Source organism: Kibdelosporangium phytohabitans, assembly GCF_001302585.1.
Lineage (GTDB): Bacteria > Actinomycetota > Actinomycetes > Mycobacteriales > Pseudonocardiaceae > Kibdelosporangium > Kibdelosporangium phytohabitans.
Genome location: NZ_CP012752.1, coordinates 10,538,792 through 10,559,758 on the forward strand (window position 1 = coordinate 10,538,792; position 20,967 = coordinate 10,559,758).

General features: G+C 68.1%; 15 protein-coding genes, 7 tRNA genes and 1 pseudogene. 12 read left to right on the forward strand and 11 right to left on the reverse strand.

Annotated features, from left to right (window positions below; genetic code table 11):
• The first annotated feature begins 96 nt into the window (after nt 1–96).
• Together AOZ06_RS47080 and AOZ06_RS47085 are read left to right on the forward strand one after the other, a co-directional pair.
• Nucleotides 97–1,866: a chitinase gene (locus AOZ06_RS47080; protein ID WP_054295318.1), complete on the forward strand. Its 1,770-nt coding sequence runs from the start codon at nt 97–99 to the stop codon at nt 1,864–1,866.
• A gap of 39 nt (nt 1,867–1,905) precedes the next feature.
• Nucleotides 1,906–2,469, forward strand: coding sequence for a pentapeptide repeat-containing protein (locus AOZ06_RS47085; RefSeq protein WP_054295319.1), 564 nt, complete (start codon nt 1,906–1,908; stop codon nt 2,467–2,469).
• On the opposite strand, the gene AOZ06_RS47090 is transcribed toward AOZ06_RS47085, so the two are convergent.
• Entirely contained in the window at nt 2,450–3,901 is a 1,452-nt protein-coding gene (locus AOZ06_RS47090) for a glycosyl hydrolase family 79 C-terminal domain-containing protein (protein ID WP_054295320.1), read from the reverse strand. The genes AOZ06_RS47085 and AOZ06_RS47090 overlap by 20 nt on opposite strands.
• Nucleotides 3,902–4,311: 410 nt before the next feature.
• Here AOZ06_RS47090 and AOZ06_RS47095 point away from each other — a divergent pair.
• The 7 genes from AOZ06_RS47095 to AOZ06_RS57420 all read left to right on the forward strand — a co-directional run bounded on the left by AOZ06_RS47095 (nt 4,312) and on the right by AOZ06_RS57420 (nt 4,881).
• A tRNA-Glu gene (locus tag AOZ06_RS47095) sits at nt 4,312–4,383 on the forward strand.
• A 4-nt stretch (nt 4,384–4,387) separates the two neighbouring features.
• Nucleotides 4,388–4,464: transfer RNA gene (locus AOZ06_RS47100), tRNA-Leu, on the forward strand.
• Nucleotide 4,465: 1 nt separating this feature from the next.
• Nucleotides 4,466–4,538 (forward strand) — tRNA-Leu (locus tag AOZ06_RS47105).
• A gap of 14 nt (nt 4,539–4,552) precedes the next feature.
• Nucleotides 4,553–4,623, forward strand: a tRNA-Gln gene (locus AOZ06_RS47110).
• A gap of 12 nt (nt 4,624–4,635) precedes the next feature.
• Nucleotides 4,636–4,722, forward strand: a tRNA-Ser gene (locus AOZ06_RS47115).
• A gap of 1 nt (nt 4,723) precedes the next feature.
• A tRNA-Lys gene (locus AOZ06_RS47120) sits at nt 4,724–4,797 on the forward strand.
• 13 nt (nt 4,798–4,810) lie between these two features.
• Nucleotides 4,811–4,881: transfer RNA gene (locus AOZ06_RS57420), tRNA-Cys, on the forward strand.
• Between the two features lie 4 nt (nt 4,882–4,885).
• On the opposite strand, the gene AOZ06_RS47125 is transcribed toward AOZ06_RS57420, so the two are convergent.
• Both AOZ06_RS47125 and AOZ06_RS47130 read right to left on the reverse strand, forming a co-directional pair.
• Nucleotides 4,886–5,725 (reverse strand): phytanoyl-CoA dioxygenase family protein, encoded by an 840-nt coding sequence (locus AOZ06_RS47125; protein ID WP_054295321.1) that lies wholly within the window; start codon nt 5,723–5,725, stop codon nt 4,886–4,888.
• 10 nt (nt 5,726–5,735) lie between these two features.
• Complete coding sequence (locus AOZ06_RS47130; protein WP_054295322.1) at nt 5,736–6,326, reverse strand: TetR/AcrR family transcriptional regulator; 591 nt, start codon at nt 6,324–6,326, stop codon at nt 5,736–5,738.
• Between the two features lie 78 nt (nt 6,327–6,404).
• On the opposite strand from AOZ06_RS47130, the gene AOZ06_RS61850 reads away from it, so the two are divergent.
• Nucleotides 6,405–6,812 carry a winged helix-turn-helix transcriptional regulator gene (locus tag AOZ06_RS61850; protein WP_083472404.1) on the forward strand — a complete coding sequence of 136 codons (408 nt, stop codon included), beginning with the start codon at nt 6,405–6,407 and terminating at the stop codon, nt 6,810–6,812.
• On the opposite strand, the pseudogene AOZ06_RS61855 reads toward AOZ06_RS61850, so the two are convergent.
• A pseudogene (locus tag AOZ06_RS61855) lies at nt 6,716–6,913 on the reverse strand (sigma factor); the annotation flags it as partial. The gene AOZ06_RS61850 and the pseudogene AOZ06_RS61855 overlap by 97 nt on opposite strands.
• 444 nt (nt 6,914–7,357) lie before the next feature.
• Between AOZ06_RS61855 and AOZ06_RS47140 the strand changes: the two are divergent.
• On the forward strand, nt 7,358–9,541 hold the full coding sequence (locus AOZ06_RS47140) for an ATP-binding protein (protein WP_054295323.1): 2,184 nt from the start codon (nt 7,358–7,360) through the stop codon (nt 9,539–9,541).
• Nucleotides 9,542–9,614: 73 nt separating this feature from the next.
• Here the strand turns inward: AOZ06_RS47140 and AOZ06_RS47145 are convergent, their stop codons facing one another.
• The 3 genes from AOZ06_RS47145 to AOZ06_RS47155 form a co-directional block, all read right to left on the reverse strand.
• A complete protein-coding gene (locus AOZ06_RS47145; protein WP_033381005.1) occupies nt 9,615–9,818 on the reverse strand; it encodes a cold-shock protein in 204 nt (67 codons plus the stop codon).
• Nucleotides 9,819–9,962: 144 nt separating this feature from the next.
• Nucleotides 9,963–10,847: an EamA family transporter RarD gene (gene rarD / locus AOZ06_RS47150; protein WP_054295324.1), complete on the reverse strand. Its 885-nt coding sequence runs from the start codon at nt 10,845–10,847 to the stop codon at nt 9,963–9,965.
• A complete protein-coding gene (locus tag AOZ06_RS47155) occupies nt 10,834–13,479 on the reverse strand; it encodes a helix-turn-helix domain-containing protein (RefSeq protein WP_054295325.1) in 2,646 nt (881 codons plus the stop codon). Before AOZ06_RS47155 ends, rarD begins: the two co-directional genes overlap by 14 nt.
• Nucleotides 13,480–13,839: 360 nt before the next feature.
• Between AOZ06_RS47155 and AOZ06_RS47160 the strand changes: the two genes are divergently transcribed.
• A complete protein-coding gene (locus tag AOZ06_RS47160) occupies nt 13,840–14,544 on the forward strand; it encodes an HAD family hydrolase (RefSeq protein ID WP_157233632.1) in 705 nt (234 codons plus the stop codon).
• Here the strand turns inward: AOZ06_RS47160 and AOZ06_RS47165 are convergent.
• From AOZ06_RS47165 to AOZ06_RS58240, 4 genes are all read right to left on the reverse strand, one after another.
• Nucleotides 14,525–14,947: a hypothetical protein gene (locus AOZ06_RS47165; protein WP_054295327.1), complete on the reverse strand. Its 423-nt coding sequence runs from the start codon at nt 14,945–14,947 to the stop codon at nt 14,525–14,527. The genes AOZ06_RS47160 and AOZ06_RS47165 overlap by 20 nt on opposite strands.
• A gap of 98 nt (nt 14,948–15,045) precedes the next feature.
• A complete protein-coding gene (locus tag AOZ06_RS47170) occupies nt 15,046–15,966 on the reverse strand; it encodes an MBL fold metallo-hydrolase (RefSeq protein WP_054295328.1) in 921 nt (306 codons plus the stop codon).
• An 11-nt stretch (nt 15,967–15,977) separates the two neighbouring features.
• Nucleotides 15,978–19,016, reverse strand: coding sequence for a UvrD-helicase domain-containing protein (locus tag AOZ06_RS47175; protein WP_236951967.1), 3,039 nt, complete (start codon nt 19,014–19,016; stop codon nt 15,978–15,980).
• A gap of 209 nt (nt 19,017–19,225) precedes the next feature.
• Nucleotides 19,226–19,918, reverse strand: coding sequence for a TetR family transcriptional regulator (locus tag AOZ06_RS58240; protein WP_169799086.1), 693 nt, complete (start codon nt 19,916–19,918; stop codon nt 19,226–19,228).
• Between the last annotated feature and the right edge of the window lie 1,049 nt (nt 19,919–20,967).

Consider the following 20,967-nt stretch of genomic DNA (forward strand, 5'->3'; position numbering starts at 1 on the left):
GGGCCAGTCCCCGATTTGGTCTAGACAACTTACCGATCGGGTTCGCACAATGTGGGTCCGGTGGTCCCCTGCCAAGCCACCCCATGGAGGCCCGCAATGTCGCGATCCAGCCTGCGGAGATTATCCGCGCTGTTCACCGCGTTCGCCCTGGTGGTCACGGCCTTCGTGGCCGGTGCCGCACCGGCGGGCGCGGCCAACCTGCTCACCAACCCCGGATTCGAGGCCGGATCCACGTCCGGCTGGTCGTGCCAGAGCGGCACCACCGTCGCCAGCCCGGTCCGCACCGGGAACTACGCGCTCGCGTCGAGCGACTTCGGCAAGTGCGCGCAGACCGTCTCGGTCGTCCCCAACACCACGTACGCGATCTCCGCGTGGGTCCGCGGGAACCCCGTCTACCTGGGCGTCACCGGTGGACCGTCCACCTGGACGGGCGCTACGAACTACGCCGAGTTGAAGCTGAGTTTCACAACAGGCGCCGGCCAGACATCAGCCGAGCTGTACCTGCACGGCTGGTACGGCGCCGGAACGTTCAACGTCGACGACGTCGCCCTGGACGGTCCCGGTGGCGGGACACCGGGAGCCCCTGGCACACCGGGGAACCCGGCCGTCGGCACGGTCACGAACTCGTCCGTCGCACTGTCTTGGGGCACCGCCGCTGGGACCGTCACGGGCTACCGCGTCTACGAAGGCAGCACGGTCCGCTCGACCGTCACCGGGACCTCGACCACGATCTCCGGGCTGACGGCGTGCACGACGTACAGCTACTCGGTTGCCGCGTACAACAGCGCGGGTGAGTCACCCAAGACCACGCAGGTGTCCGCGACCACGGGCGGCTGCCCGTCGGTCGGCCTGCCCAAGCACGCGCTGATCGGCTACCTGCACGCGAGTTTCGCCAACGGCTCCGGCTACCTGCGGATGGCCGACGTGCCGGACGCGTGGGACATCATCAACCTCGCGTTCGGCGAGCCGACCTCGGTCACGTCCGGTGACATCCGGTTCCGCCAGTGCCCGGTCGCCGAGTGCCCCGGCGTGGAATCCGAGGCCGACTTCATCGCCGCCATCAAGGCCAAGCAGGCCAAGGGCAAGAAGGTGCTGATCTCGATCGGCGGCCAGAACGGCCAGGTGCAGCTGACGTCGGCGGGCGCGCGGGACGCGTTCGTCAGCTCGGTCAGCGCGATCATCGACAAGTACGGCCTCGACGGGCTCGACATCGACTTCGAGGGCCACTCGCTGTACCTGAGCTCGGGCGACACGGACTTCCGAAACCCGACGACGCCGGTGATCGTCAACCTGATCTCCGCGTTGCGGACGTTGAAGAACAAGTACGGCTCGCGGTTCGTGCTCACGATGGCCCCGGAGACGTTCTTCGTCCAGGTCGGCTACCAGTTCTACGGCGGGTCGGGCGGCTCGGACAACCGCACCGGGTCGTACCTGCCGGTGATCCACGCGATGCGGGACGCGTTGACCGTGCTGCACGTCCAGGACTACAACTCCGGTCCGGTGATGGGCCTGGACAACCAGTACCACACCATGGGCGGCGCGGACTTCCACATCGCGATGACCGACATGGTCAAGGCGGGCTTCAAGGTCGCCAACACCGGTCAGACGTTCCCCGGCCTGCGTGAGGACCAGATCGCGTTCGGCGTGCCCGCCGCGGTCAGCGCGGGCAACGGCCACACCGCACCGGCTCAGGTGCAGGCCGCGGTGAACTGCCTGGCGCGCAACCAGGGCTGCGGCGGGTACACGTTGCGCGGCGGCGCCTCCCCGGCGTTCCGCGGGCTGATGACGTGGTCGATCAACTGGGATCGGTACTACAACTGGGAGTTCCAGAACAGCCACCGGCCGTTCCTGAACTCCTTGCCCTAGCCGGAAACGCCCATGGGGACGGCCGATAGGGTCGTCCCCATGAGTCGAAGCGCGAACCTGGCCGAGCACGATTTCGAGGACGATGTCGCGTACCGCGCGCTCGACTACACCGGGCTCGACCTGTCCGGCCGGGTCGTGCGGTCGCTCGAGGTCGAAGAGTGCCGGTTCGCCGACTGCGACATGGCCAACGTGCTTGCCAGTCAGACGACGGTGGCCGATTGCACGTTGCACAACAGCAGGATGACCGGTTCGAAGTGGCCGGAGGGCGTGTTCCGGGACGTCGTGTTCTCCTCGTGCCGGATCGACTTGTCCAGCTTCCGGTTCGCCACGTTCCGGCGGACGGTGTTCCGCGACTGCAACCTCAGGGAGACCGACTTCCAGGACGCCGACCTGCGGCGCGTCCGGTTCGAGTCGTGCGACCTGCGCGGCGCCCAGTTCGCGAACGCCCAGCTCGGCGAGGCCAAGTTCACCGACTGCCACCTGCTCGGCATCGGCGGCGTGACCAGCCTCCGAGGCGCCATTGTGGACAGCGACGACCTCGGTGGCCTTGCCTACAGCCTGGCGGCGGCACTGGGGATCAAGATCACCGACCGTCGAGGGTGATCACGACCGCGCTGCCCGCCTTGAGGTTCAGCGCGAGCGATCCGTTGCGGACGCGGACGTTGTCCGGCCGTGCCTTGAGCTGTCCCTCGCGATCCACGGTGGAGCCCTGGACCGCCGTTGCCTCGTCGGCGAGAGCGGTGCCGGTCATGGTCAGTACCCGCGCGTCACGGAACCTGTTGCCCACCTTGATGTCCAGTTTCACCGGCGCTGTGCTGGTGTCGTCCTTCTGCAGCACAGCGATGCGCGTACGGCCGTCGTCGCCCTTCACGGCGTATGCGGTGATGTTGCGGTCGGTGGTCAGGTTGACCGGCAGGAACCTGCCCGAGCCCATCTGACGGGTCATCCACAGGCCGTAGTAGATGGGCATGGCCTTGTAGACCTGGGCGAGTTCGTCGGCTTTGGTCACCGCGCAGAACGGGGTGTAGCGCTGGAACTTGCCGTTCCAGATCGGCTCGTTGCACACGCCGAGGCCGCCGTGGATGTTGATGCCGGACACGCCGCCCTGCGCCAGCTGCAACGCGTAGTCCATGCCCCACAGGGCGGACGCGTACTTGTTGCTGACGCCGTCGATGCCGCCGCTGTAGGTGGAGTTGGCCTCGTCGACCCGCAACGGCAGGTTCTGCGCCTTGGCCGCGTTGAGGGTCGGCTGAAGTTCCATGAGCTGCTTGGTGTGCAGCTCCGGTGAGAGCAGCGTCGGAATGGTCGTCGTGGCGCCTGCCGGGTACTGGTGCACGGTCAGCATCGACAACTTGTCGCGCTCGTCCTTGGCGAGGTTCGCCGCCCAGGATGACGTGGTGCCCGCGGTGTCCGGGCCCGCGATGCGGTTGTTTCCGACGGCTGCCGCACAGACCGCCCAGTCCTTGCGGTAGTCGGCGTACGCGTAGGTCGTCGGCTTGTAGCCGCGCTGCGCCCACTGGTCCGGTTCGTTGCCGCATTCGGCCGCGACCAGGTTGCGGCCGAGGATCCGGAACATCTCCTCGGCCTGGTCCGGGCCGAGTACCGGGTCCCACCTGCCGACGTTGATGCCGGCCTCGGCCTTCCAGCCGGTGGCGTCGAGCAGGCGGTTGAGGCGTTCGATGTCCGCGGGCGTCAACGTGTTGGCGACCCACTCGGGCAGGGGGTCCGGCGGTTGCCGGCCACGCGGGACCCACAGCGTGTCCCGGTCGAGTGTGTTGCCCGCCAGCCGGATGTTGCTGTCGCGGCCGAGGGTCCTGAACATCGCGAGCACGTTGCCCTCGCGGATGTCCAGGTTGCCGATGCCCAGCTCGCGGATCTCGAACGACAGGCCGACGAAGTCCTTCGGCAGCCGCCCCGCGGGGTTCGCGCTGTCGATCGTGATGGTCGCCGTGTCCTGGGCCGCGAGGGCTGGTTGGCTCGTCGCGAGCACCGTGACGGCGACGGCCGCACAGGCAGCCACCCTGAACTTGCGCATACCGGTCTCCTCGGATGTGAGCGTGGAACCGGCGGCGCGCCCTCACGGGCGGTCGATCGACCCTACGTGGTCCAGACCACAGAAGGCAAGATCGCCGGAAAACGGCATTGACGTGAATGCCCGCCTCCGCCATAGTTCAGCTATCGGCACCACGATTCGAGCACGGGAGGGAACAGCAATGAAGAGCAAGCTGGAGTGTCAATCAGCCAAGCTCGAACTGTCTCTCGAGCTCGACCGGCTCCTGGTGTGATCTGAGCAGTCACCACACCGGAGCCGCCCGTCGGAACACCGACCGGGCGGCTTTTGATTTGTGCCGCTTTCCGGGCCGATTCGGCTAACGGTCAGGCCGCCACCTGTTTTTGATGAACACAGCACTGCGGATCCCGGGCCGGCCGCTGTGCACACGTCGAGGCGCGTTGGTCCAGTGGAACGGACATTGGTCTCTCACACCGAAGACACGGGTTCGACTCCCGTACGCGTCACGATGCGGTCCTAGCCCAACTGGTAGAGGCACCAGGTTGAGGGCATGGCCAGTGGGGGTTCGACTCCCCCGGACCGCACCACACCCCTGTAGCCCAACGGAAGAGGCAGCGCGCTCAGAACGCGTCCAGTGCAGGTTCGAATCCTGCCAGGGGTACGAGAGGAATACGGTCCCGGTTGGTGCAACGGCAGCACAACGGACTTTGGATCCGTTGATCCGGGTTCGAATCCTGGACCGGGAGCGCAGGAGAAAGGGAGGATTGGCCGAGCCGGGTAAGGCAGCCGTCTCGAAAACGGTAGTCGGCGGAAACGTCGCGCAGGTTCGAATCCTGCATCCTCCGCGGGTTGCTAGCTCAATTGGTCAGAGCTGCTGACTCTTAATCAGTAGGTTCGGGGTTCGAGTCCCCGGCAGCCCACGTTTTTCTTTCCGGCCCACGTCACGACGGTCGTGTGATGGCCTGCAAAGCCATTGGTTCCGGGTTCGACTCCCGGGTGGGTCTCGGGCTACGCGTCCAGGAGGCGTTTGGGGTGCATGCCGTCCACCATGCCGACGAACGGCGGGTGGATGCTGTACCCGAGCATCCGCCGGATGTCCTCCGACACCGCGCGCACTGTGTCGCGGCCGGTGGACAAGGTGAAGGCTTCCTGCGGGCGCAGCCACGGTTCGCAGTACTGCGCGGTGACGGCGAGACGGGCTTGGCCGGAACGGTTCGCACCGCCGCCGTGCCACAAGGTGCCGACGAAGAACACACATGAGCCCGCTGGCATCACGGCTGACTGACGGGTATCGCTGTCGGCCGGCCTGCGGTCGTTGTCCCAGCGGTGGCTGCCTGGCAGGACCACCGTGGCGCCGTTTTCCTCGGTGAAGGCGTCGATGGCCCAGATCGTGGCCGCGCCGAGGGGCAGCCGCGGCCGGGGCACCGGGTAGATGCCGTCGTCGGGGTGGAGCAGTTGCGCGGACTCGCCCGGGTTGATGTTGATGACCTGCAACTGCGAAAGCAGGTAGTTGGGCAGCAACAGCCGGTCCAGCAGTGCCAGCACCCGGGGGTGGTCCACGAGCCGGTCGCACACACGGGTCTTGTTCAGCACGCTGTAAACGCGTTGCGTGCGTTCGCCTTCGAAGTCGTTGCGCCCGGTCTTGTCCAGCAGCGGTGTCACTTCCGCACGGATCTGGGCGCATTCGTCCGGGCTCAGCAGGTTTTCCAGGATGACGTACCCGTCACGGCCGAGCGCGGCAAGATCGGCGTCGGCGGCGACAGCGGCGGCGCTCGTCGTCGCCCTGTGCCTGCGTGCGAGGTCGAGCCGCAGGTCGTCGAGGGTTTCGACGCGGCTGTGGTCGGACATGCCCGGTCCTTCAGGTCGTCAGGCCGACGGCTCCGGCGAGGTACGTCCAGGCCTCGGCGATAAGCCGGTCGACCGGTGGGCGTTCGGTCCGGGTGAGCGCGACCGAGAGCAGGGTGTTGGTGCCGCCGAGCGTCGCGGCGGCGAGGAATTCGGGGTCACGGTCAGCGGGCAGATCACCCGCGCGCTGGGCTTTGGCGATGTTGCGGGCGCCGACTTCGATCATCTGGTGCAGGTGGCGGGTGTTGGCCGCCGCGACTTCCGCGTCACCGACGAGGCCGCCCAGCACCAGCGGCGCCAGTGGGTCCGCGTACGCCGCGGTCACCCAGTCGCGGACCCGTTGGCGTTCGCGGTCCGCCCAGGTCGGGGCGTCATACTCGCGCATCGCGGCGGCGTCGCTCATGCGCTGGTAGAACGCGTCGAGCACCGCGATCAGCAATCCGCTGCGCGTGCCGAAGTACCGGTACGGCAGACCGGCGCTCACCCCCGCCCGCCTCGACACCGCGGCCACCTCCAACTCCCCGGTCTCCGCCAGTTCTTCGGCGGCGGCGCGCAGCAGCTTGTCCCGTGCCGCCGCGCCCCGGGGCATCTTCGGTGTGGTCACCCCATCAAACTAAGTTGAGTTCAACTCAGTTGTCAACCGGTTCGCTACCCTGGGGCGACTGGGAAGAGGGGACGGAAGATGGCGAGTCGGCGGCCGGGTTCGTACGTCTGCGGGATCGACGCGGCGGTTGACGTGATCGGCGGCAAGTGGAAGGTGCTGATCCTGTGGGAGCTGGCCAAACGGCCGCACCGCTTCGGCGAGCTGCGCAGGCTCCTGCCCGGCGTGACCGAGAAGGTGCTCGCGTCCCACCTGCGGCAACTCGAAGACGACGACGTCGTGCACCGCGAGGTGTTCGACGAGGTCCCGCCGCGCGTCGAGTACTCGTTGCGGGCCTGCCTGCTGCGCCGGTCGTCGATCACGACCCGCCGCGCGACCGTGCACACCCACGCTCGCAACAGGTGCGGCCGCGGGTCGAGCCTGCCGGCGTTGCGCCAAGCCCTGATCAGGGTTTCCTGCACGACGTCTTCCGCCCAGTGCCGGTCGTAACCGGTCAGCCGCAACGCGTACGGCATCAGCGAGACGCCCAGCTCCTGGTATGCGACATGACCCATGTGCACATGGTCTTTCGTTGTGGCACAAGGGTCCATACGCTAGTCAGGATCCGCATACCGCCCGCAACGGTTGTCAAAACCCATGTGGGGTAAGCGAATTGCCGCCAGTTCCGGCGATACGACAGGTTGACGGCGTGTCCACAGCCGGTGACCAGGCGATCTGACTCAAATTTGTGCACAGCCGCACGGAGGAAAGGAAGGGAGGGACATGGTCGGCTTGGGGGTGAAACCGGCCAGGCCCCTCCCAAAGTCGGCGGCTGGTGCTGGGGACACCACGATGCCGCCTGTCACCGCGCAGCTGTCAAGCTATGGTGCGCGGTGCCATGCGAGCACGACCGACGTGGGTACTACTACCGTTGCAGATAGCCCCAGCCGGTTGGCACGCTTGTGCTCTCAACTATCACCGAGCGGGGGGCCACTCGGGAGTGGTTGGCCGTTGCCTCGTCAGTAGGCAACGTACGGGGGAGATGGGAGAACACAGTGTCCGCGTTCGGCAAGCGGCTACGGGAGGCCAGGCAGGCCGCCGGGTGGTCGCTGCGTGAACTGTCGGCTCGCGTGCACTACAACACCGGCTATCTCAGCAAAATAGAGAACGGTCTGCGCCCTGCGTCCATCGAACTGGCCAAAAGGTGCGACGCCGAACTGGGCACGACCCTCGCCCAGCTCATCCCGCCCGCGATTCCCCGTTCGGGACAACGCCCCGCGCCACGGCAGCTTCCGGCGCACCACCCGCGGATCGTCGACCGCGCCGAGGACATCGCCGCACTGGACGCGATGCTCGACAGCGACCGCATGACGATCGCCGTGATCTCCGGGACCGCGGGAGTGGGCAAGACAACGCTGGCGCTGCACTGGGCTCACCGGATCCAGCACCGCTTCCCGGACGGCCAGCTGTACGTCGCCATGCACGGCTTCGGGCCGCAGCCCCCGCTGGACGCCAGCCGGGTGCTGCGCGGATTCCTGCAAGACCTCGGCGTCGCACCACAAGCCGTCCCGGCCGTGGAGGACGAGCGGGCCGCGATGTTCCGCAGTCTCCTTGCGGACAAACAAGTTCTTGTAGTGCTCGACAACGTGGTGGACAGCGACCATGTGCAGTCGTTGCTCCCGGGCAGCCCGGGCTGCGGCGTGATCATCACCAGCCGGGACCGCCTTGACCGGTTGGTTGCCCTTGCGGGCGCACAACGACGCACGCTCGAGCTGTTCGACGTGAGCACCAGCCGTGAGCTCCTCGCCGTGCGACTGGGCGCGCAAACCGTTGTCTCGGAATCGGATGCGGCGACCGAGCTCGCCCAGCTGTCGGCGGGGCTGCCGCTCGCGCTGAGCATCGTCGCCTCACGCGTCAACACGAGTTTCGCGACCCCGCTGCGGTCACTGGTCGACGAGCTGACCGACGCCCGGCTCGACGGGCTCGACCTCGGCGAAACCCTCGATCTCAGAACGGTGTTCTCGTGGTCGTGCGACCGGCTGTCCCCGACCGCGGCCCGGATGTTCCGGCTGCTCGGCGTCTTCCCCGGCCCCGGCATCGGTGTGCACTGCGCCGCCGCGCTGGCCGGGAGCGACGTCGGCCAGGCCAGACGGGACCTCACCGAACTGGTCCGCGCGCACCTGCTCAGCGAGCAACGGCCCGGCCGGTACGGGTTCCACGACCTGCTGCGGGCCTACGCGGCCGAACAAGCGGCGCTGGAGCCCACACGAGACGCGTTCGGCCGGGTGCTCGACCACTACCTGCACACCGCGATGTCCGGCGACAAACAGCTCTACAGCAACCTGTCGGGCCTCTCCGCCGGTCCGCCTGCCGACGGCGCGAACCCCCGCGAACTGACCGACTACCCGAACACCATCCGCTGGTTCGACGAAGAGCACCACTCGCTGATGGCGTGCGTGCAGCAGGCCGCCGACCAAGGCTGGGACAACCACGCGTGGCAGCTGCCCCGCGCGCTGGCCGGATTCCTCAGGCTGCGCGGGCACTGGCAGGACTGGGCCAACACGCAGCGGATCGCTTTGCGGACCGCACAACGGATCGGCCACCGGGGCGCGGAGGCGGACGCACATCGCCTGCTCGCACAGGCGTATCACAACCTCTGCGAGTACTCCGAGACCGTGCACCACGCCGAGCAAGCGATCGACCTGTACGGCCGGCTCGGTGACCGCAGCGGTGAAGCGTTGTCACACCGGCACTTGGCGTGGACGTACCACGAGAAGACCGACTACGAGAGGGCGATGGCCCACCACCGCCAGGCACTCGCCCTGTTCAGGTGGAACGAACACCGGCTCGGTGAAGCGAGCAGCCTCAACGGTCTGGGGTGGACGACCGCGCACCTCGGCGACCACCAAGCCGCGCTCGGTCTGTGCGAACAAGCGCTGCGGATCGCCGATCAGTTGCGGGACAAGCACATGCAGGCCGCCGTGCGGGACAGCCTCGGCTTCATCCACCACCGGACGGGGTCACTCGGCCAGGCGGCCGAGCACTACCGGCTCGCCATCGCCGGATTCCGGGAGCTGGGAAGTTCCTACTACGAGGCGCTTTCCCTCAACAACCTGGGCGACGTCCGGCAAGCCGAGCAGGACTGGACCGGTGCGGTCGAGTCGTGGACGGCCGCGAAGGCCATTTTGGACTACCTGCGCCACCCGAGAGCCGCCGAAGTCGGCGCCAAACTGGGGTAGTCCTCGACTGAGGCGAAGAAAAGGCGGAAGGCCCGCACCGGCAGGTACGGGCCCCACGCCACGATGTGCTGACTCAGATCGCGCGCACGCTCTGGGCCTGCGGGCCCTTCTGGCCCTGGCCGATCTCGAACTCGACACGCTGGCCCTCGTCCAATGACCGGAAGCCGCTGCCCTGGATCTCCGAGTAGTGCACGAACACGTCGGCGCCCCCGCCGTCCTGCTCGATGAACCCGAAGCCCTTCTCGCCGTTAAACCACTTAACGGTGCCTTGCGCCATACCACTATCTCCCTGAAATACAGCCCGGGTCGTCACAGCGATGACCCGCGGCCAGCGTCCATACTGCCACCCATTGTGTCCGCAGGCATAGCTGGCCGGGGCAACTGATCGAAAAAGCATCGCTGACCTGGGGTGACAGAACGCCTACTTAACGGCGCCAACCACCGCGGCGGCCGTTCGGCGCTGTCTGAGGCCGTCGAACGTCAGCACGGCGAGCGCCAGCCAGACGAGTCCGAAGCCGATCAGGCGCGCCGTCGGCATGGGTTCGTGGAAGACCGTGACACCGAGTGTGAACTGGAGCACGGGGGTGATGTACTGCAGCAGCCCGAGCACGGTCAGCGGCAGCCGCCGGGCCGCTCCGGCGTACATCAACAGGGGTATCCCGGTCACCGGGCCCGCCAGGACGAGCAGGACCGTGTGCCACACCGATCCCGACAGGAACGTGTTGCCGTCCGGTCCGGCGAACCACAGCGTGTACACCAGGGCGACCGGTGCGAGCAAGAGGGTCTCCACCGTGACGCCCTCGGCGGCGGGCACCGCGATGGACTTCTTCAGAGCGCCGTAGATCCCGAAGGCGAGCGCGAGGGTGATCGCGATCCACGGCAACCGTCCGTACTCGACGGTGAGAACCGCGCCCGCGGCCGCGCCCATGCCCACCGCGGCCCACTGCGGCCCGCGCAGGCGTTCACGCAGCAGTGTGACGCCGAATATCACGGTGAGCAACGGGTTCAGGAAGTAGCCGAGCGACGTCTCGACCACCTGGTTCGTGTGCACTCCGTACACGTAGACCAGCCAGTTGACCGCGATGAGGACGGCGGCGAGCACCAGCTTGGGCTGGAACGCGTCGCGCAGCCCCCGCAGCCTGCGCAACGCGGCGAGCAGCAGCACGCCGAACACCGCCACCCACACGCAGCGGTGTACCAGAACCTCCAGCGGACCAGCGGGTTTGAGTGTCGCGAAGTACAGCGGGAACAGTCCCCATAACGTGTACGCGGCGATCGCGTACCCCAGGCCTTTACGGATCTCCACCCGGCCAGTGTCCCCGCAGCGCACAAGCCAGTTCCGCGCGACCGGAGATCCGGAGCTTGCGGTAGACCTTGGTCAGGTGTTGCTCGACAGCACGCTGAGTGACGGACATCTCAGCCGCGATCTCGCGGTTGGTCTGACCACGCACAGCCATCGACGCGACGCACATCTCCTGATCGGTCAGGCTGTACGAGTCCTGCCGTGAACGCCGCCCACCCGCCGCGCGCAGCTCGTTCGCGGCCGTCGTCATGACCGGCATGGCGCCGCACAGCTTCGCCAGGTCGTAAGCACGCCGGTACACCGGCCGGCGGTCCTCGGGCGGCAGGAACGGGCCCCAGCCGAGCAGCGACCGGGCCAACTGGAGCCGCGCGGGCGAGTCGCTGAGCACCTCGACCGACTCCGCCAGCAGTTCGGCGCCCTGTTCCTGCGCGGCGACACCCGCCACACGTAGCGCGTTGCCCAGCGCTCGCGGGCGCCCCCAGCGCCGGGCCAGTGCGACTTCCTCCTCCACGAGGCGCAGCGCTTCGGTCGGGCGGCCGAGCGCGAGGTACTCCTCGGCCGCGTGCGATCGCCATGCCGTCCCACTGGGGTTGACGACCCCGCGCTTGCTCAGCCTCCTGCCGCACTCCAGCAGGTCGAGCAGGGCGCCGCCGTGGTCGCCGAGCCGGGCGCGGACGATGCCGCGGTGGTAGAGCACGCGGTCGAACCGCCGGGCCGCGGGCACCGCGCCGTCCAGCCGGTGTGCCGTGAGCAGGTCGAGCGCCCGTCCGGGATCGCCCATCTCGGCCCAGGTCGAGCAGAGCGCGGTGACCGCGAGGGTGACGACCCGCTGGCGGCCGAGCTTGAGCCGGTCGAAGATCTCCAGCGCCGCGCTGCCCGCTGCCTCCGCGTCGGCGAGCCTGCCCAGGCGCAGGCAGATGTGTGCCCTCAGCGAATGCACCTGCGCCGAGGCAACCGGCACTTCCCGGTCGGCGGTGACGGCGAACGCCGCGTCGCACAGCCGCAGCGCCGGTTCGAGTTCGTCAGCGATCATCAGCGCGATCACGATGTGGGTGAACGCCGCCCGGTCGATGATGTCGCCCGCAGCCCCTTCGACGAGGGTGGACGGCACGACACCGACCAGCGCGGCGGCCCTGGCCGGGTCCTGGCCGCGCAGGCAGTCGCGGAAGGCCAGCAGCGCGTCGAGAAACAGCGCGTTCTTCGCCGACATGGCGGGTTCGGCCCGCAACCGGTCCAGCCGCGGCGGCAGTTCGGCGTCGACGCATGACTCCTCGAGGATCAACCGGCAGGCGTAGAGCCGCAGCGAGTGGCCCAGGTCCGGGTCCGCGACGGCGACGGCCTGCGCCGCCGTGTCGAGCGCGGCCACCGCACGGCCGCGGTCCTGGCGCTCGGCGATCTCGTAGGCCAGCGTGAGGGCGAGCCGCGCTTCGCCGACCGGGTCGGCGACGTGCCCGCTGGCCCGGGTGAGCGACTCGAACGCGGCGTCCGGGTCGAGGTGTGTCTCCAACTGGCCGAGCCGCCCGACGATCTCGGCACGCAAACCGCTGGTGGACAACGGCTCCCGCAGCAGCCTGCGCAGGTACTGGGCGGCGCGGTCCGGGCTCTGCTCGCGGCGGGCGGCGTCCCGCAACGCCTCGACGACCCACGGCTCCCCCAGCGGCCCACTGGCCAGCAGGTGTTCACCAGCGGGTTCCCCGCGGCTGTACAGGAACTCGGCCGCACGACCGTGCGCGGTTTCCCGTTCGGGACTGGTGATGCTGTGCAGCAACGCTTTGGCGGCGATCGGATACGTGATCGCCAGCGGTTCCGCCGCGACGAAACCGAGTTCACCGAGTTTGGCGACGGCCGCCATGCCGCGTTCGACACTCAGCCCGGCAGCCGCCGCCGCGAGCGGGATCGAGGAATTGTCAATCAGGGCAACGGCTTTCGCCATCGCGAGCACGTCCTCACCGTGCCAGCCCAGCCGCGGCACCAGGCTGAGGGCGACCGTCGCCGCCGAGGCAGCGATCCCCCCGGCGGTCATCGGCTCCCGCGCCGCGAGCAATTCCCTGAGCAGGTAAGGGTTGCCGCCGGTCGCGGTGCGGCAGGCGGTGACGTACTCGGCAGGCGCCGGACCGATCATCCTGGCGCAACCGGCCAGTTCGAGGCCGCGCAGCCGGATCCGCGCCGGTGGCCCGACCAACTCGTTGACCAGGCCGGACCGCACCGGGCCGGACGTGAGGATCATGCTGACCGGCAGGTCGGCCATGCGGTGGCGGACGAAGGTCAACCAGCGCACGGACTCCTCGTCGGCCCTGTCGACGTTGTCGACACCGATGAAGACCGGGTGCTGGGCAGCGAGGGTGCGCAGGTAGCGCGCGGCGAACCGGAGCACGGGGTGGATGTCCCCGGCCAGGTCGAGGTCGTCGAGTTTGCCGGGGAAAAGCTGGTCGACCACCCCGAATGGCAGATCGGTCTCCACCGCCGACGCGGTCGCCAGCCGGACGGTGAATCCGGACGCCTGCGCCTGCCGAGCCATTTCGGCGAGCAACGAGCTCTTGCCCGACCCGAGTCCGCCCTCGACACAAGTCATTCGGTGCCGCGCGTTCACCCGCAATTCGGGCACACCGTTTCCGACATCGAGAACACCGGTCATGCGAATTACTCCCGGGTCAAGGTATGCGTGAACAATATCATCGCAACGATTACCGGGTACCCAACAAAGAGGCATAACTCTGCGATTATGACCCCACCGGTTCCCGCCGCCGTCTTGGCCGGAAGCTGGGAACTCATGCAGCACAGCTATATCGCACGGGGCAGGTCGGCCGCCCGCCGAGCCCCTCGCCGCCTGCCCGTACCGCGCGACCGGCGGCGTGGCTGTGCCAGTCGCCGGGACACACTATGCGAAAGTAGGTTATTGCGACCGGCAGCCCCTTGTATGCTCCTGCCGAAGAGCACGTCGCCAGAGTCCCGGTTCAGCAAAGAAGTCGAATAGTCAATGCCTACGCTCGCCGACATGTACGACGGATTTCTGTTCGAGCTGGAAGGATTACTAGACCGAAACACCGGGGTGATCCCTTTCACGGCCGAGACGGTCGGCAGGCTGTACCCCCTCGCTTTCGTCAGCGCCACGCAGACCCCGACGGGCGTGGCGGCACTGCTGGCCAGCCTGAACCTGCACGCACACGGGGCACACGTGGTGACCCAGTCGCAGGCCTCGTCGCGGCTGGTGTGCGGTCTCGTTCCCGCCCAACGGGATGAATCCGTTCTGGGGCCCAGCATCCCGGACGGGCCGTCGTACCACCCGCTGCTGCGTGAGGCCATCCGCGTGACAGGCGCCTGGTACCCGCTCGCCATCAGCCAGTCCCTGGCGTTCGTCGCGGCTGCGCGGCAGATCCACGTGCCCAGCGTGCTGGTGTTGAACGAGTCGGCCGACCTGCGCTCGTTACTCCTGATCCCGCAGGACGAACGGCCGACGTTCGTCGCGACCGACCTGCGGGATCTGTTCCGCCACCAGCCGATCGCGGACTGCGACGCGCACTACTGGGAATGCGAGGGCTGGATCGCGACCGTGACCCATGGCAGGCTGCGGCTGTACCCGGGCCCACCGTCCACCCTCGGCGCGGGCGCACGGGTGATGTGCGCGGCGGCGTGGAACTTCCGCGGCGCGGACCTGGACATCGACTCGGCGGTGGAGCTGTTCACTTCCCTTGCTGCCTGAAGACGACGAAGTCGTCCTCGTCGTCGCACAGCACCAGCCTGACGTCACCGGTGAGGCCGGTGGGGCTGCGGTAGGTGACCATCGCACCGGGCTCCTGGTCACCCTCCGCCCAGCCGCGGGCGGTGACCACCTTGGCGATGTCCCGCTTGACCACCTCGGGGTCAGCGTCGATGACGGCGGCGACCTCGACGGTCTCCCCCGTCTGCTTACCCCGCGGCTCCTGCACGCTGTCGGCGGGAAGCGGCGGCACGGGGTCCGGCTTGAACTCGTCGACCGGCAAACCGGTCGCCATCACGTCCTTGGCCCCCTGGCACTTCTGAACCCTGTCCGAATCCGCCCGCACCGGCGCCGCACACCCGGCCACCACCAGCGCAAGCGCCATCACGAGAACCCGCCCCTGCATGCCCCCGACTTTATCCGGACGATCAAGCCGCCGCCGCCCTTTTCGACCAACCCCATCCGGCCGATGCGGACAAACTGGACACGCAAGTCCTTTGAGGACTACAGGGCGCAGGCCAGCGGGCCGCCGTTGTACGTCATCGCGTCGGTCATCGAGGCGAGCAGGTCCATCTCGGTGTTCGTCGCTTCGGCGTACGCGCGGTGGAGGTTGAGCACGACGCGTTCGGCATCCGGCAGGCCGGCGAACTCGCCGAGGTCGCAGTCCTTCGCCGCGTCCAACGGGGTCCAGCCGCGGTCGAGGCCGGCCGCCGCCGTGGCCTGGACCATCTTGTAGTAGCGGACGTGGGTGTCCAGCACCTCACCGAACTGCGAGCCGTCGATCAGCGGGCCGTGGCCGGGCACGACGTGGTCCGCCTCGAAGCCACGCAGCCATTCCAGCGAACGCAACGCGCCGCTCACCGAGCCCATGAACACCAATGGGGTGACTTTGTGGAAGATCAGGTCACCGGTGAACAGCACCTTGGCCGACGGCACCCACGCGATCGCGTCGCCCGGGGTGTGCGCGCTGTAACCGGGGTGCTCGAGCGAAACGGCGACATCTCCGGCGTGCACGGTCATCGACGAGTCGAAGGTCACCGTGGCCGCGCGGATCTCCGAGATCTCCCATTCCGGCGCGGGCGACCACACCGGCGGCGTGTTCTTCAGGATGAAGTCCGCGAGCAGACCGGCACGCGTGAGCTTGTGCGACACGATCGTGGTGGTGGGCGGCAGCAGCGCGTTGCCGTACGTGTGATCGCCGTGCAGGTGCGTGTTCACGGCGATGTCGATGTGCGCGCCATTGGTCGCAGCCGCAACCGCTTCGAGGAAACGGGAAGTACGGCGGCGCGTCGCGCACGTGTCGACCAGGACGACTGATGAGCCACCGTGGATCACACCGGCGTTGTTGAGCCACCACGAGCCGTCGGGCTGGACCCACGCGTGGATCCCGGCAGCCACTTCGTGCAATGCGGGTGAGTCGCTCATAGCAGTAGAACCTATAGGAGTCTGAGCTGACGACTTCTCCTAGCCGTGCGATTTGCCAACTTTTCAGCCACTTGCGGGCCGAGGCTGCTCAGGAACGGCGAAGGTTCGCCGCGGTGGCTGAGGTACAAGTGCTTCTGCGCGCGGCTCACGCCGACGAAGAACAACCGCCGTTCCTCGTCGGTTTCCGCCGACCAGCGCATCGGCAGCGTCCCGTCGGCGCACCCGATGATGAACACCACCGGGAATTCAAGGCCTTTGGACGCGTGCAGCGTCAGCAGCGAGATCTTCTCGGCACGCGGATCCCACGTGTCCACCTCCGCGCCCAGCGAGAGTTCGGCCAGGAACGCGGCCGGGTCCAGCCGGGCCGCCAACGGGGTGAGCAGTTCGAGCGCGTCCTGCACGTCGACCGAGTCCGGTACGCGCTGCGCGGCCTGCTTGAGCAGCAACGACGTGTTCGGACTGTCCACAACGAAGTGTTCGATCAGCGCGCGCACGCCGGGGTGGCCCGCCAGCGCCGAATGCGACCGCTTCTGGAACGGCAGGCCTTCCCGTGCCAGTGTTTCCATCACGGGTTTCGCCTGCGCGTCCGTGCGGTACAGCACCGCGATGTCGTCAAAGGACAGTCCGCCGTCGACGCCGTCACCGGCGACCCGGCCGGAGTCGTGGGCGTGGAAGGACGAACCGCCAAGAAGTTCTTCGATGGTGCGCACGACGAACTCCGCCTCGGACTCGTCGGAAGCCGCCGGGTAGACGCCGATCCGCTCACGGTCGCCCCGTGCCGTGCGCATCGCCTGCAACTCCCGGTCGGGGACGAGCGTCGCCGGTTTGATCGCCGCGAGCGCCCCGGCCACGATCACCGGGCTGGAGCGGTAGTTGCGGGTCAGCTGGACGGTCCGCGCGGCCGGGAAGTCGCGCTGGAACCGCAGGAAGAACCCGACGTCAGCACCGCGGAAGGAGTAGATCGCCTGGTCCGGGTCGCCGATCGCGCAGAGGTTGCCGTTCTGCGGTGTCAGCTCCTGCAACAGCCGGTACTGCAGTTCGTCGACGTCCTGGTACTCGTCGACGCAGATGTGGGAGAACCTGGCCCGGTAGTGCTCGACCAGCTCGATCTGCCGGGACAACAGCGTCACCGGCATCGTCAGCAGGTCGTCGAAGTCGACGAGATCCTTGCTGTGCAACGCCTTGTCGTAGCGTTCGACCAGTCCGATCAGGTCACCGTCGATCTCGTCGCCGATCGGCAGCTCCCCCGCGGCAGCCGCGGCGAGTTCGGCGGCGAGCACCCGCTTGGCTCGGGAGATGTCCTGCAACGCGCGGCGGGGCTCCTCCCCGACGATCTCCCGCAGCACGGCGAGCCTGGTCGGTTCGTCGGCGACGCCGAAATCCGGCGCGAGGCCGAGCACGGCGTGCTGTTCACGCAGGATCATCATGCCGAACTGGTGGAACGTGGCCACGGTCAGCTCCGCGGCTGCCGGGATCAACGCGGCGAGGCGCTCCCGCATCTCCTCGGCGGCGCGGCGGGTGAACGTGATGGCCAGCACCGAGTCCGGCGAAACATCGTGGGACAGCACGAGATGCGCGATGCGGTGGGTCAGCGTCCGCGTCTTGCCCGTTCCCGGCCCGGCAACGATCAGCACCTGACCGTCCACAACAGACGCGGCGGCACGCTGGTCCGGGTCGAGGCCGTCCAGCAGCGACGAGGTGGACGGCGGCGTGATCATCACCGGGGTCACCGGTCGCGTGATCTCGACCAGTGGCCTGATGGCCCGCCGCGACACCACGATCTCCTCGACCGTCGGCACGTCGAACAGCCCCGGGCTGCGGTCGGTCGGCGCGTCCAGCTCGCCGGGCGCGAAGACCTTGATGGTGCCGTACTCGCCGTCGAACCCGGGGTCGCAGCGGACCTGCCCGCGCCGCAGCCGGTCGATCGCCTCGTGCACAAGGGGATTGCGGATCTCGTCGAGCGGAGCCTCCATCAGCAGCGGCAACTCGGGTCCGTGCACGTGGACCAGGTCGCTCACCGCGGCGCTGACGGCCTTGCTCTTCGGACCGACCTTGAGGATCTCGCCCATGATCTCCGGCAGCGGGATGATGCTCCAGCACTCGCCCGCGTTGGCTGGGCGCACACCGGGTTCGCGGTCGGCCAGCTCGGCGATCCGGTGCAGCACACCGACTGTCAGCGGTTTCGAGCACGACGGGCACACGCCGCCGAGCTTCTTGGTCTCGCCCGGCTCCATCCGCACGTCGCACTTGCGGTGCCCGTCGAGGAAGTACTTGCCTTCCTCGGGGAACATGTCGACCGTGCCGACGTAGCCGGTGCCGTCCCGCAGCGCGTCGCGCAACGCGAAGTAGTCCAGTTCGGTGTCGAACACGGTGGCGTTGCGGCCGAGGATCGGCGGTGAGTGCGCGTCGGAGTTGCTGACCAGCCGGTAGGCGTCCAGCCCGGACACGCGCCAGTTCATCGACGGGTCGCTGGACAGGCCGGTCTCGACGGCGAAGACGTGGTCGGCCAGGTCGGCGTAGCAGTCCGCCACCGCGTCGAAGCCCGACTTCGAGCCGAGCACGGCGAACCACGGCGTCCAGACGTGCGCGGGCACCAGGTACGAGCCCTCGCCGGACTCCAGCGTGATCTCCAGCAGGTCACGCGAGTCCAGGCCGAGGATCGGCCGCCCGTCCGAGCCGAGGTTGCCGATCTTGGCCAGCGCGGCCGTGAACTTGTCGGCGGCCTCGAACGACGGCACGTAGCAGAGGTGGTGCACCTTGCGGGTGCGGTCGTCCCGCTTGTAGATGGTGGAGATCTCCACTTCCAGCACGAACCGCACGTCGCCGTGGCAGGTCGCGGGCAGCTTGCGCAGCACGTCGGCGTCGACGTCGCCGCGCAGCTTGAACAGGCCGGGCTCGGCGGGCTCCAGCGTCTCGCGCAGTTCCTGCGCCCACGCCGGATGGGTGAAGTCACCGGTCCCCAGCACGGTGATCCCCTTGCGCCGCGCCCACCACGCCAGGTTGCGCACGTCGCAGTCCCGGCTGCACGCCCGGCTGTGTTTCGAGTGCACGTGGAGATCAGCGTAATAACGCACTGCCGGATCCTGCCATGAACGCGACAAAAACCCACGGAGGGTCGGCAGCGTGGCTGTGGTCGATCATGCAAGTTCCACGTGGATCAGCGAAGATCCACCGTTCGGACAACCAATCGACGGCTGCCGCAACCGCCAACCCGGTGACGGGGACACGGTTGGACAACCCCACATTTTGGCACTCAGTGTCAACGTTCGAGAGCGTCCTCTATCCGGCTCATCACGTTGGCGAGCGGCATACCCCGCCGCATCACCGCGACGACGACGTCGTCGACGTCGTCGCCACGCGCGGCCGTGACCCCCAGGGTCTCCCGGATGTAGCGGAAAGCGCGGTCGGCTTTGGCGAGCACGTCACCTTTGCCGCCGGCCTTGAGGTACTGCCGCAGAACGTGGTTGTGCGCGGACACGACAGCGGACGCGGCCACTTCGGCCCACAGGGCACCGTCGGGCTCGTCACCGACGCGGTCGACGAGATAACGCGTGACAGCGATGTGGTAGCTGTGCGCGCTGGCGATCTCCCGCGCGCGCAACTGGGGGAAATCCCTAGTCAAACGGTACCGTTGTACTGCGATAACGCCTTCGGCGAGGTAGGCCTCGAGGACGCCGTGCACAGCGCGGCAGGCGACCGCGAGGGGCGACTCGTCCTGCGGAGCGGTCGCGAAGACCTCCGCGACGCGCACGAGGCGAGCCTCGTGGTCGGGGAAGATCACGTCTTCCTTCGAGGGGAAGTAGCGGAAGAACGTCCGCCTGCCCACCCGCGCCGCCGCAGCGATCTCGTCGACGGTCGTCTCCTCATACCCCTTCGTCAGGAACAGGTCGATCGCGGCCGCGGTGAGCGCCTCGCGGACCCGTCGCCTGCGGTCGGGCACCCCGCTCGTCATGACCGAAAAAGTAGCACGGGGTGTTGCGCACTGGCACTGAGTGCCATTAGTGTGTTGAGTCACGCTCACCAACGGAGGTCGCGATGAACCCCAGCACCGCCTGCCTGTGCGTCTGCGCCCCAGCCGGCCACCACCACAGCACGTGCCAGTCCACGGCCGAACCGGGGCTGAGCGTCGCATTGAGCCAATCCGTGACCAGGCCCATCCGGGTGCCGGCCTGCCGACCCTGCTACGAGGCAGTCCGGCGCGCACTCTGGGCAGGAGTCGGTCTGCGTCTGCACCCCGCAACCGCCGCCAGCGCATGAGTGCCGCGGGGTGCCGGCCCGGCTGTGCCCGGCACCCCGCCCCCGGACAACGCAGCACAACGCGCACGGGAAATAGCCCCAGCAAACCCCACCACCCAGCAGGGTCAGAACAAGCAGGTGGGCACCGCAGACACCCTTGCCCCCGCGAAAGCGCAGCGGGCACTTCTGTCGATGCGCGCGCAACAGTGGACACCGCCTGTCGGCGCGCAAGCGCAACAGACACTCCCTGCCCACGCAAAGGCATAGCGGGCAGGCCTGCCTAGGCGCGAGCGACAATGGCCCTTGCTGACGCGCGAGCACAGCGGACGCCCTTTCTCCGCACAAGCGAGGAGGCAGGCCAGGCGAGCCGAGCGCTAGCCAGTCGAGATGGTTCGCGCGCCAATAGACGTGTGCTTCGGGAACTGCTCCTGCGCAGCAAAACTCGGTGCGATAGCTGACCCCGAACAGCAGCTCACGCGGTCTAAGCGACAACAGCGGCTCGCGTGCAAGCACAAGGACGGCCTGCACGGTCTAGGCGACAACGAGCCCTTGTCTGACCAGATAACCAGTCCACGATGCGGCTCGCGCGCAACGCAGACCAGCCCGAGCGGCACGCGCGCAGGCGCAGAAAAGGGCTTCGTGGGTGCTCCTGCCCGTCGGCCTGGGCAAAGCCAACCACCGACTGTCAAGAGATCGGCCAACGCAAACCAACACCCAGCGAAACCGATACCGACCTCTTGACAGCCGTGGTTCCCTCCGCGCAGG